The 11,819-nt window shown below is 37.8% G+C and carries 10 protein-coding genes, 4 tRNA genes and 2 rRNA genes; 14 read left to right on the top strand and 2 right to left on the bottom strand.

The window, feature by feature from the left end:
- The 9 genes from FFM62_RS09505 to FFM62_RS09545 form a co-directional block, all read left to right on the top strand.
- Positions 1-151, top strand: a 23S ribosomal RNA gene (locus FFM62_RS09505); the annotation flags it as partial.
- Positions 152-228: 77 nt separating this feature from the next.
- A 5S ribosomal RNA gene (rrf, locus tag FFM62_RS09510) occupies positions 229-345 on the top strand.
- A 90-nt stretch (positions 346-435) separates the two neighbouring features.
- Positions 436-1,737, top strand: a complete 1,302-nt coding sequence (locus tag FFM62_RS09515) for a DEAD/DEAH box helicase (protein WP_115471719.1) — start codon at positions 436-438, stop codon at positions 1,735-1,737.
- Entirely contained in the window at positions 1,727-2,404 is a 678-nt protein-coding gene (locus tag FFM62_RS09520) for a ComF family protein (protein ID WP_115471720.1), read from the top strand. Before FFM62_RS09515 ends, FFM62_RS09520 begins: the two co-directional genes overlap by 11 nt.
- Positions 2,405-2,564: 160 nt before the next feature.
- Positions 2,565-3,143, top strand: a complete 579-nt coding sequence (hpf, locus tag FFM62_RS09525) for a ribosome hibernation-promoting factor, HPF/YfiA family (RefSeq protein WP_115471721.1) — start codon at positions 2,565-2,567, stop codon at positions 3,141-3,143.
- A 163-nt stretch (positions 3,144-3,306) separates the two neighbouring features.
- Positions 3,307-3,753, top strand: coding sequence for a hypothetical protein (locus tag FFM62_RS09530; protein ID WP_115471722.1), 447 nt, complete (start codon positions 3,307-3,309; stop codon positions 3,751-3,753).
- 17 nt (positions 3,754-3,770) lie between these two features.
- Entirely contained in the window at positions 3,771-5,936 is a 2,166-nt protein-coding gene (locus FFM62_RS09535) for a Tex family protein (protein WP_240005943.1), read from the top strand.
- Between the two features lie 112 nt (positions 5,937-6,048).
- Positions 6,049-6,132 (top strand) — tRNA-Leu (locus FFM62_RS09540).
- 134 nt (positions 6,133-6,266) lie between these two features.
- Complete coding sequence (locus FFM62_RS09545) at positions 6,267-7,067, top strand: HAD family hydrolase (protein WP_115471724.1); 801 nt, start codon at positions 6,267-6,269, stop codon at positions 7,065-7,067.
- Between the two features lie 178 nt (positions 7,068-7,245).
- On the opposite strand, the gene FFM62_RS09550 is transcribed toward FFM62_RS09545, so the two are convergent.
- Complete coding sequence (locus tag FFM62_RS09550) at positions 7,246-7,428, bottom strand: hypothetical protein (RefSeq protein ID WP_115471725.1); 183 nt, start codon at positions 7,426-7,428, stop codon at positions 7,246-7,248.
- 266 nt (positions 7,429-7,694) lie between these two features.
- Between FFM62_RS09550 and FFM62_RS09555 the strand changes: the two genes are divergently transcribed.
- From FFM62_RS09555 to rny, 5 genes are all read left to right on the top strand, one after another.
- Positions 7,695-7,784 (top strand) — tRNA-Ser (locus tag FFM62_RS09555).
- A 32-nt stretch (positions 7,785-7,816) separates the two neighbouring features.
- A tRNA-Met gene (locus tag FFM62_RS09560) sits at positions 7,817-7,890 on the top strand.
- A 5-nt stretch (positions 7,891-7,895) separates the two neighbouring features.
- Positions 7,896-7,985, top strand: a tRNA-Ser gene (locus FFM62_RS09565).
- A gap of 77 nt (positions 7,986-8,062) precedes the next feature.
- Positions 8,063-9,640 carry an ATPase P gene (locus tag FFM62_RS09570; protein ID WP_115471726.1) on the top strand — a complete coding sequence of 526 codons (1,578 nt, stop codon included), beginning with the start codon at positions 8,063-8,065 and terminating at the stop codon, positions 9,638-9,640.
- 225 nt (positions 9,641-9,865) lie between these two features.
- The gene (rny, locus tag FFM62_RS09575) at positions 9,866-11,428 is read left to right on the top strand and encodes a ribonuclease Y (protein WP_075269103.1); all 1,563 of its coding nucleotides are present in this window, start codon (positions 9,866-9,868) and stop codon (positions 11,426-11,428) included.
- 57 nt (positions 11,429-11,485) lie between these two features.
- Here rny and FFM62_RS09580 read toward each other — a convergent pair.
- Positions 11,486-11,819 (bottom strand): IS3 family transposase (locus tag FFM62_RS09580; protein WP_137604531.1); only part of this gene is annotated, 334 nt, incomplete at its 5' end.

Consider the following 11,819-nt stretch of genomic DNA (forward strand, 5'->3'; position numbering starts at 1 on the left):
AAGCATCTAAGTGTGAAACTCGCCTCGAGATGAGATTTCCCATTCAGAAATGAAGTAAGACCCCTCAGAGATGATGAGGTAGATAGGCTAGAAGTGGACGTGTGGTGACACATGGAGCGGACTAGTACTAATGGTTCGAGGACTTAACCAAGTAGCAAGTGGTGTAAGGCAAGAAAAATAAGCAATTATGATTCAGTTTTGAGGGAACTAAGTTCACTCAATAACACGTGTCGTGATGATGGCACTGTGGTCACACCTGTTCCCATATCGAACACAGTAGTTAAGCTCAGTAGCGCCAAAAGTAGTTGGAGGATCGCCTCCTGCGAGGATAGGACGTCGCGATGCAATTGGAAGCAGTTCACAGTAATATGTGGGCTGCTTTTTTTGTACAAAATATAATTTTCTTCGTCTTTAATAACTGGTTAGGGGAAAATTATGGTAGACAATCAGGATAAATCTATTTTATATGGTCGCTTAGTGGTATATCGTACAGAAGACTGTCATCGGCTACCTAAAAAAGCTAGTGTTATACCAGCAATTGATAATGGCTACTGCGGACGTTGCCATAGTAAAATTTTAATGCATTGGCAATTACCTGGTGCTGAAAAGTACTGTTGGCAGTGCGCTAACATGGGAAGAATTACCACAAAACATTGTTTGGTAACGATTGAGGAACCTAATGATTTTGAAACAATAGTTAATCCATGTACTTGGCAGGGAAAATTGACCTCTTTACAACAACAGGTGTCTGATGAACAAATTAAAGCTTTAAAAGAAGGAAAGTCCCACTTAACCTATGCAGTTACAAGTGCAGGAAAGACGGAAATGTTATTTCTGATGTTAACATTAGCAATCAAACAAAAAAAGCGAATTGCAATTGTTTCGCCACGAATTGACGTTATTCTTGAATTAAAAATAAGAATTAAAGCAGCCTTTAATGTACCATTTATTGTGTTATTTGGAGGTACTGAAGATAAGTACCAATATACGCAGTTAATACTGGCAACGACTCATCAATTAATGAAGTTTAAGCAGGCATTTGATGTTATTGTATTGGACGAAGCAGATGCTTTTCCATATGCAAATAGTCAATTGCTCGTTACATCTGTTTATCAAGCGCTAAAGAAAGATGGTATTATATTTTTTTTAACAGCAACTCTGAATACGACTTTGAAAAAAATGGTTAGGCGTCAGGAAGTATTATTGTCGACATTACCACTTCGTTTTCATGGTCAACCGCTACCTAATCTTAGTGTACAAAGGGTTAATAAATGGCGTAAAAGGTTACCTATAAGAGTAGTTAGGCAAATGATACATTTAAAAAATAAGGGAATAAAATTTTTGGTTTTTGTCCCTCAAGTAAAAGACATAGAAAATGTTATCAATCAAATAAAAAACGAGAAATACGGACTCAAAATTTTAGGCACTTATGCAGCTGACGCTACTAGGTTAGAAAAAGTACAAGCAATGCGCGACGGGTTAATTGATGGCCTTGTAACAACAACGATACTAGAACGTGGTGTGACTTTTTTAGGAATTGATGTATTAATATTAGGTGGTGATGAACCGGTTTTTTCGGCGGCAGCCTTGATCCAGATAGCTGGTAGGTGTGGCCGTAGTGCAGATCGCCCTAATGGATTAGTTAGAGTTTATGTTCAGGAAAAAACAAAACAAGTGGTAAATGCAATTGCAGAAATACACTACTTAAACAATTTAGGAAAACATTATGAAATGTGAACTATGTCAGTTAAATATAAATAATTCATGGCAGTTACGAGATTTTTGCGATTTTTCAGTATATAGGGCAACTTTTATTTGTAAAATGTGTTATGATAATTTTCAACAAATTGATCCCGAGAAGGCATGCTTAGAATGTCAGATTACAACAGAGCAAAAATATTGTATCGACTGTCAGCGTTGGTTTCGATTAGGTTATCCTAAAATACATAACCAATCATTATTTAAGTATGATGCACAGATGAAACGATATTTTAAGGCCTACAAATTTGAAGGCGGTTACCATCTTCGGAATGTTTTTAAACAAGTTATGCAACAAAGGCTAATTAAAGCCCAGGCGGATATGATAGTGCCAATCCCAATAACTACTGATACATTTACGAAACGTCAATTTAACCAAGTAATTGGTTGGCTAGATGGGATGACATTTGAAGAGTTATTAATTTGTCGAGAGGTAAAAAAAGATAAACAGTCGCAAAAGACAAGGGATGAACGATTGTGTACAAAGCAACCTTTTGTTTTACGGCAACCAGGTATTAACTTGGTAAATCAGAGAATTTGCTTAGTAGACGATATTTATACAACAGGGCGTACGTTAAGACATGCTGCACATTGTTTAATGGCAGCTGGCGCCGTGGAAGTTACATCATTAACTCTTGCCAGATAGTGATGGTGATGCTCCTTGAATGTTAACGCTTTCTTTTTTTGTTATCAATATGTTACAATATACTTACCGATAGGATACAGAAATGAATCTTTAACGGCATGTAAGATAAAAATTTTGGGGGATATTATCTTATAAATTTAGTCAGACAGGAGACAGGATTATGCTAGAATTTAAGGTACGTGGTGAAAACATTGAAATCACTGATGCGATGTCAGAATACATTGAAAAGCGTATTTCTCGACTTGAGCGTTATTTAAATACTGAAGCTAGTTATATCGCTCGCGTTAATGTACGATCATACAAGGAAGGTACGTTTAAGACAGAGGTAACTATTCAATTACCATACTTGTTACTTCGTGCAGAAGATACGCAAACGGATATGTACCAGACAGTTGATTTTGTTTCTGATAAGTTAGAACGTCAAATTCGAAAGTACAAGACGAAAGTTAACCGTAAGTCTCGTGAAAAAGGTTATAAGGGATTAGCAAATACTGATTTCATGGCAGTAGATCCAACAACCGTTGCTGACGCACGGGAAGCTGAGACCGAAGATGACGGTATAGAAATTGTTCGTAAAAAGCATGTTGATTTGAAGCCAATGGATGCGGAAGAAGCTGTATTACAAATGGAGCTTCTAGGACACGAATTCTTTATTTTCCAAGATGCTGAAACTGATTTACCAGCGGTTGTTTATAAGCGACGTGATGGTAAGTATGCTTTACTTGATACAGTAGACTAAAATGAAATGTTTAGGTAGGTAGGACCTTTTGGGTTGTTATCTACTGAATAAGACAATTTAAAATTTTAAAGACTAGGAGTATTTCCTGGTCTTTTTATCTTTAAGTATTAAAAATGATTTATAATGACATAAAAGCTAATGAAATGTATTAAGGAGAATAAATATGCCTAAGAAAAAATATATGACAACGCAACAATATGGGATGCTATTAAGCGAATTAATTGAAACAATCCAAGAAGCTGGCGATCGTGTAGCGCCTTTTTTTGAAAAATTAGATGATGTGTTAAAAAATGATCAGTTGGCACAACTACCAAATGAGGAATTTGTTGAAGTGGCAACTGAGTTTGAGAATGTGGTTGAAATTTATCAAGATGTATCCAAAAAATTAAATCGTGTGACGGCGCCAGTTCGATTTATCGGTGCTCATCAAATGGTCAAACAAACCTTTATGGATTATACAACAGCCACTAAAGTAATGGCTGATTCTTTAGATGTTACTTCGCAACAAGTAAACTTAGCTGATTTTAGACAATCAGAAGCAGACCAAGATGTATATATGGATAAATTCTTAGCACAAATTCGCCGTATCTTTACAACGGTCACTGCATAATGACAAAGGTGTCAGAAATGAATGATGTGTTAGACATCGATATTGCCAAAAACGTCAGCTCGCAGTTGAATTTGCCGACGCATAAAGTAAAAGCAGTGGCGGACTTATTAGATGAAGGAAATACCGTACCGTTTATTGCGCGTTACCGTAAAGAAGCAACAGGTAATTTGGACGAGGTACAAATTCGTGATATTCAATCAACTTCTAAACAATTAGTCGAGTTACAAGCGCGAAAACAAACAGTTTATAAGGCAATTGTTGAACAGAAGATGATGACAAAGGGTATTCAGCAGGCAATCGTCACGGCTGATACGCTACAAAAAGTGGAAGATATTTATCTTCCTTATAAGAAAAAGCGTAAAACAAAAGCAACGGTTGCTAAGGAAGCCGGGTTAATGCCCTTTGCACAATTCATTCAAACTTTTCCAGGTGGCAGTTTGCAAGATGAAGCGACTAAATATATTAATCCAGATAAAGGAATTTCAGATGTTGCGGCTGTTTTTGCGGGCGTTCATGAAATTTTTGCGGAAGTAATTGGCGAAAACGCTGGTTTGCGTGATTGGGTACGTCAATATACTTTGAATAAAGGACATTTTGTTGCCAAACTCAAACGTGGTGCGGACAAAAAAGATGAGCAAGGTGTTTTTGAGCTTTATTACGATTTTGATGTACCTGTAAAAAAGGTCTTGAATCATCAAATATTAGCCATTAATCGTGGTGAAAGCGAGGGAATATTATCTGGTAATATCATTGCTGATGAAGATGCTATCATTCGTTATTTGAAGTTTCGTCTGGTTGGCAGTAAAACAGGTCCAGCTACTGATATATTAGTCCAGGCTGCCCAAGCTGCGTATAAACGTTTTATTGGTCCAGCCATTGCTCGTGAAATTCGAAAAACTTTATTTGGTAGAGCTAGTGGGGATGCGATTAAAGTATTTGGTACAAATCTATACCATCTATTGATGGCAGCACCGCTTCGTGGTCAGATTGTTTTAGGATTTGATCCAGGAATTAGAACGGGTTCGAAATTGGCGGTCGTGGATAAAGCAGGTCAATTTTTAGATAAAGCAGTTATTTACCCACATAAGGCACAGAAATATGATCCTAAGGGTGCTCGAGAAACGATCATTAAGTTAGTTAAAAAGTATCAGGTGACATTAGTGGCTATTGGAAATGGTACGGCTTCTCGTGAATCACAGCAATTTATTGCTGATATCATTAAAAATGAGCTACCGGAGTTAAGGTATGTGGTCGTTAATGAGGCGGGGGCTTCGGTATACTCGGCTAGTGATGTCGCACGAGCTGAATTTCCGGATTTACCAGTTGAACAGCGATCAGCTATTTCAATTGCACGAAGATTACAAGATCCAATGGCTGAATTAATTAAAATTGATCCACAAGCTGTTGGTGTAGGGCAATACCAACATGATTTACCAACAAAGGAACTTTCTCTGGAGCTAGATCACGTGCTAGAAACAGCCGTGAATCAGGTTGGCGTTAATTTAAATACTGCTTCACCACAATTATTGACGCGTATTGCTGGTTTAACGACGACGATTGCAAAAAATATTGTTGCGTATCGAAATGAAAATGGGCAATTCCAAACCCGTTCGCAGTTAAAAAAGGTTGCTAAGTTAGGACCAAAGGCATTTGAGCAAGCTGCGGGATTTTTACGTATCCCTGCGGGAAATAATCCTTTAGATAATACCGATATTCATCCGGAATCTTATCATGTAGCAGAGAAAGTATTGCAAACAGCTGCTGTGAAAGACTTGGGAGAAAGTGCAAGTAGCGCTTTACATGAGTTTGATACACCGTCATTTGCACAACAATTGTCGATAGGATATCCAACACTACATGATATTATTTCTTCATTGATTGAACCTGGCCGCGATTTACGAGATGATGCACCGATGGCAACATTAAGATCTGATGTACTAACTTTAGATGACTTAGAAGTGGGGATGCAGCTTCAAGGGACAGTGCGTAATGTAGTTGATTTTGGTGCCTTTGTTGATATTGGTGTTCATGAAGATGGATTGGTGCACATTTCTAAATTATCGAAGCAACGCGTGAATAATCCACATAGTGTCGTTGCCGTCGGTGATATTGTGACTGTCTGGGTAGTTGAAATTGACAAGAAACGACAACGAATTGGCTTAACAATGGTTGCGCCAGAATAACAATTTAATATTTAAGTGGCATACTTTCTAATGGTATACGGCCATTAGAGTTCTTGCATATGATAAGTATATTTGATAGTATTAACTGTGTTGATGTTTTTCAACATGGTATGCGATCGTGGCGGAATTGGCAGACGCGCAGGACTAAGGATCCTGTGGTAGAAATACCGTGAGGGTTCGACCCCCTCCGTTCGCATTTTAATGAATTTACAGGTGCCTGACATAACAACGACGTGTTGTTGTGCCAGGTTTTTTGTATGTTAGCGGGCGACTGTTATTTCCAGAATTAACTATGTATAATACTATTTATATAAAGGGAGGAAATGAATAATGGTAGTTGAACACTTCTTTTCAGATATGGATTCAACCTTGTTAGGGTCAGATAATGGTATTCCGCAACATAATATTGACATTATAAAGAACATTGATATTCCGTTTACGTTAGTTTCGGCACGAGCACCAGTAGAAATGGATTTTGCAATTGATACGTTAGATTTGAGAGGGCCTCAAATTGGCTTTAATGGCGGAATTATTTATGAAGGAACTGGTAACAACAGAAGGGTGATGCAGAAGAAACCAATTGGATTTCATGTCGCAAAGTCTTTGGTAGAAAGTGTTTGTAAACAATTCCCAGATATTTCACTTAGTTTTTATGATGAAAATCATTGGTATTCGGAGGTAATAGACAACGGGATTAAGTTAGAAAGCGCAATAACTGGACAGACACCAACAATCGTTAATTTTCATAACTTGTTACAGGGAAACTTGGATGTGTACAAAATTATGATAATTATTTTTGACGAAGAGACCATGCAAAGTTTGATACAGTATTTGAACAACAAAGGCGAAGAAACTGTCGTTATTCAGCGTTCTGGTAAAAACCATTTAGAGATTACTAACAGTCAGGCAATAAAAGCTAATGGTATTAAGTATGTCTTGGCGACAGAGCATATTGATGTAGAAAGTACATATGCATTTGGGGATGGTCACAATGACATACCAATGTTTGAGTTAGTTGGTCACCCTGTTGCCATGGACAATGCGGTGGCAGATCTCAAAAGGCATGCGGAATTTATTACAGGTAATAATGATGATGGTGGCGTGGGTGAGTTTATAAAAAAGTTGGTTTAAAAAATAGTCTTATATATCGGCTCTAACTTTTTGGATAATAGTTATACTATAAAGTTTACAGCTTATAATTAATACATTTTAGCAAAAAAGTGGTTGAGATATTTGTTTTGTCTCGACCACTTTTAGTCTTATATGAAAAAGATGGGACTAACGTTTTTCTAACTGATAGATATAACTTTTACATATTAATAGCATTATATATAAGAATTAAGGCACCGATAGCAAAAAAGATCAGGCCCCAAATAATTTGTGAAATGACACTTTTATCACCAAAATAAAGGCGAATCAGTGGTGCAGTTTGGCCAAGAATGGTAATTAGTAATCCTAATATAACCAGTGCCAATCCGATTAAACTAAGCATATTTTCCTCCATGATGGATATGAATTATTTGTTAAGAGTTAGCTGTGAGGGGATTATTACTTTTTGTCTATTGATTAATGTGGTATTATAGTACCCGAATTGAGATGAGCTGTAAATGGGTATAAGTGACTCTTTTTTTATTAATTAGGAAAATAAAATGTGACTTGTTTATTTATAAGTGAATGAGGTAAAATATATAAACTCTTGACAATCATCCTAAGGAGAGGTATGATAAGTCTTGTGGTTGTGTTAATACAAACATTCATGGAGATATACCCAAGTCTGGCTGAAGGGAACGGTCTTGAAAACCGTCAGGTCGGGAAACCGGCGCGAGGGTTCGAATCCCCCTATCTCCTTTGACATCTAATAGGTGTTTTATTTATATCATAGCGGGTTGGAGCAGTCTGGTAGCTCGTCGGGCCCATAACCCGAAGGTCGTAGGTTCAAATCCTACACCCGCAATTTATGGAGATGTACCCAAGTCTGGCTGAAGGGAACGGTCTTGAAAACCGTCAGGTCGGGAAACCGGCGCGAGGGTTCGAATCCCTCCATCTCCTTCTTATAAATAACCGTGTCCCGTGGACACGGTTATTTTTTTATCAATATCATTCTGAATATATGAGGAGTTTAAGATATGCCGATACGTCGAATTCGCTATTCTCAATATGCAATAGTTATGCTTATATTAGCAGTATTATCTGCGTTGTTTTTGCCAATATTAGTGGGTACTTCCACATTAATGCCGGCGCATATAAAGAATATGACAATGACTATTTTTGGGATAGCCGCTGTGATGGTTGTTTATACGGATGACCGAATGATTAAGCAGGCCTTATATCAACAAAAACAGCTACGTGTTGTGACACTCTGGTTACCGATTTTAGGCCAGACCATTTGGTATTTGGCTGTTCTTTGGATTTATCTAACTAACATGACAGGGTACGCTATTTTAACGATGACCTTGCCAATCTTATTTTTAGGTATGGCTTTATTGCTTATATCATTGGGAGCCTTACAAAAGGAAACACTATCGATTATTTTAAATGCTCCTATGAAAAGAACGGCTCACCGATTGAACATTACTACGATGTTGTTGGCTATTTATGCGCTACTATTCTTTGGATTAACAACCAATTGGATTTATGGTCTAACGACTATGGCATCCGTTTTGTTGATTACCGATGCAAATTTGCCAGCGCTATGGTCTGGATGGCATCGAGAGCAAAGTTTAGAAAAACTAGCAACCAATGGTGTAAACTTTAAAAATGCTCGGGTTATTGAAAAGTTACCACAAGTAACAACGATCATTACAGAAAAAAGTGGTATTTTAACTGATAATCATATGACAGTACATTCTATCCTGTCATTGGATAAAAGATATAGTGATTTCGATATTTTAGGAATAGCGACCGGTTTATTATCAATGGACGAAACTTCAGCTTTGTCAAAGTCGATTTTGCAGTATGCAGAAAATCATGGTGTCTTTCCATCAACGGCTTCTGAACCTGAAATTATTGATGGTGCTGGGATAAAAGGGGTCATTTTAAATGAACGTTTTGCAGTTTTGTCGGCAGCTGAAGTGGTGGCTGAAGGCTATGATGTCGATTTGAATGCCTTGGAAACTTACAAAATGTTGGGTAACTCAGTTAGTTATGTCGTTGATAGTTTACAAGTAATTGGTGTCATCACTTTTGGTGATACTTTAAATAAAGCCTTACTTTCTTTAGACCGGTTCTTTACTACCCGGCATTTAGATGTAAAAATTGCCTCTGGTGATACGATTGGGGCAACGATGCAATTAACGAATATTATGACTTCCTTGGACGAAGTAAAGTCAGATTTAACACCAACTGAAAAGGCAGCACAGCAAGAACAGTGGACATCTAAAAATAACACGATGTTTGTGACGAATCAGGATAATTTACCAACGCAAACAGATACGATTACCGTGGCCGTGGACAGACCAGATGTTAATGCTGATATTCACGTTGCTAATGTAGCTGATTTAGAAAAATTATGGGCGACTGCTGATCGTTTGATTCAGATTGATAAGAGAATGTTATCGTTGGCTAGTTTACCAATTATTATTTTGCTCTTATTAGCAGCAGGTTTAGGTATCTTTATTTCTCCATGGTTGTATGTTGCGCCAGTTTTGGCCGTCATTATTCGTTGTGTGATGAGCTATCTTTTACGTTTACGAGTGAAACGTTAATTAATAAATTTAAAAAATATAAAACCGTTATATTAATATTGTTATCATTTTTGAAAAACGATAGCAGAAAGGAATGTTGATATGACGGTTTTTTGTCACTTACATCTACTATTACTTTGATTGACTTATTATATAGAAAAGCCTAAAATTAAGTATGTGTTATTAAGCGCAAAAAAACACTATTGATTTGACATAAAAGTCAATTCTCTAGACAGGAGAAACAAGATGAACATAGTATTGATCATCCTGTTGTTGCTTGTCGCAATCGTAATTAGTGGTGGAATTGGTTACACGGTGGCTAAAACAAAAATTAACCATACGCTAACTGTTTCACAGCAAACGGCTACAGATATAACGAATCAAGCTGCTACTGATGCAGAGCAATTAAAGAAAAAAGCTCTTGTTGAAGCGCGAGATGAAAGCCAACGTTACCAACAACGTATTGAAAGTGAATTACAAGAACGCCGTTCTGAAGTAAAATCACAAGAAGATCGTTTGGTAAGTCGTGAATCTGTGTTGGATCGAAAAGATGCTTCTTTGCAGAAACGTGAAGAAGTTATTTCGAACAAGGAAACAAAGTTAGATCATCAACGGCAAAGTGTCAATGATAAGCAAAAGCGAGCTGAAGAATTAGTTACTGAGCGTGAAGGAAAGCTTATTGAAGTTGCTAACCTGTCACGTGAAGAGGCTCGTAATCAAATCTTGTCAGAAACCAAGGAATCATTGGTTTCTGAACGAGCTAAGATGATCAAAGATAGTGACGAACGTGCTACTGCAGAAGCGGATAAGCGGGCTAAAAACCTGGTTGTCAGTGCGATTCAACGTTCAGCAGCTGATATGGTTGCTGAAACGACAGTCTCTGTTGTGACACTTCCTAATGATGATATGAAGGGTCGTATTATTGGTCGTGAAGGTCGTAATATTCGAGCACTTGAAACTGTTACTGGTATTGATTTGATTATCGATGATACACCAGAGGCGGTTGTTCTAAGTGGATTTGATCCTGTTCGTCGTGAAATCGCTAAAAACACGTTGGAGAAACTAATTGCGGATGGTCGTATTCATCCTGCCCGTATCGAAGAAATGGTTGAGAAGTCTCGTAAAGAGATGGATGAGCATATTCGTGAGGTTGGGGAACAGACTATTTTCGATTTGGGAATCCATAATATGCATCCTGACCTGGTTAAAACTGTTGGTCGGATGAATTATCGAACAAGTTATGGACAAAATGTCCTTGTTCATTCAATAGAAGTCGCAAAACTAACTGGCTTGTTGGCAGCTGAGTTAGGGGAGGACGTTACGCTTGCCAAGCGCGCAGGATTATTACACGATATTGGTAAAGCCATAGATCATGAAGTAGACGGTTCTCATGTAGAGTTAGGTGTCGAATTGACAACGAAATACAAAGAGCGTCCAGTTGTGATCAACTCGATTGCATCACACCACGGGGATGTTGAGCCAGACTCTGTGATTGCTGCTCTGGTTGCTGCTGCAGATTCAATTTCAGCAGCACGACCAGGTGCACGATCAGAGTCGTTGGAGAATTACGTTCAACGTTTGCAACAACTTGAATCTATTGCAAATGGATTTAATGGTGTTGAAAAATCATATGCTATTCAGGCTGGCCGAGAAGTTCGTGTGATTGTAGAACCAGCAGCTGTTTCAGATATTGAATCAACTGTCTTAGCCCGTGATATTAGAAACCAAATTGAAAACGATTTGGATTATCCAGGCCATATTAAAGTAACTGTTATTCGTGAATCGCGTGCCATCGAGTATGCAAAGTAAGAAATAACTAATAGAATAAGAAGGAGCTGAACTGAACCCCAAAAATTGGAGAGAAGTTTAAGCAACTAGCTGGTCGGAAAGACTTCGGTATTGAACCGGAGTTTTTCCGGCCAGCTTTGTTTTAATCCGTTTATTGTTGTAGTAATAGATATAATTATTGACGGCAGACTTCAGCTCGTCATAGTTTTGATAATGGTTATTATGGACAGTTCCTACCTTCAAGAGATGAAAGAAGCTCTCCGCCATAGCATTATCTAGACAGGTCGCTTTGCGACTCATACTTTGAAACACATGGTTGTTCTGCAAACGTGAGACATATTCATAATTTTGATACTGGAATCCCTGGTCAGAGTGGATTGTTAAACGGTAATTTAATTTGGGTCTAGTATTT

Source organism: Weissella thailandensis (assembly GCF_005405465.1).
GTDB lineage: Bacteria > Bacillota > Bacilli > Lactobacillales > Lactobacillaceae > Weissella > Weissella thailandensis.

What these genes read in the sequence shown, in the direction of transcription:
- FFM62_RS09535 (WP_240005943.1), top strand. Translation starts at nt 3,771, where the DNA reads ATGAATGATGTGTTAGACATCGATATTGCCAAAAACGTCAGCTCGCAG.
- FFM62_RS09515 (WP_115471719.1), top strand. Translation starts at nt 436, where the DNA reads ATGGTAGACAATCAGGATAAATCTATTTTATATGGTCGCTTAGTGGTA.
- hpf (WP_115471721.1), top strand. Translation starts at nt 2,565, where the DNA reads ATGCTAGAATTTAAGGTACGTGGTGAAAACATTGAAATCACTGATGCG.
- FFM62_RS09530 (WP_115471722.1), top strand. Translation starts at nt 3,307, where the DNA reads ATGCCTAAGAAAAAATATATGACAACGCAACAATATGGGATGCTATTA.
- FFM62_RS09520 (WP_115471720.1), top strand. Translation starts at nt 1,727, where the DNA reads ATGAAATGTGAACTATGTCAGTTAAATATAAATAATTCATGGCAGTTA.
- FFM62_RS09570 (WP_115471726.1), top strand. Translation starts at nt 8,063, where the DNA reads ATGCCGATACGTCGAATTCGCTATTCTCAATATGCAATAGTTATGCTT.
- rny (WP_075269103.1), top strand. Translation starts at nt 9,866, where the DNA reads ATGAACATAGTATTGATCATCCTGTTGTTGCTTGTCGCAATCGTAATT.
- FFM62_RS09545 (WP_115471724.1), top strand. Translation starts at nt 6,267, where the DNA reads ATGGTAGTTGAACACTTCTTTTCAGATATGGATTCAACCTTGTTAGGG.
- FFM62_RS09550 (WP_115471725.1), bottom strand. Translation starts at nt 7,428, where the DNA reads ATGCTTAGTTTAATCGGATTGGCACTGGTTATATTAGGATTACTAATT.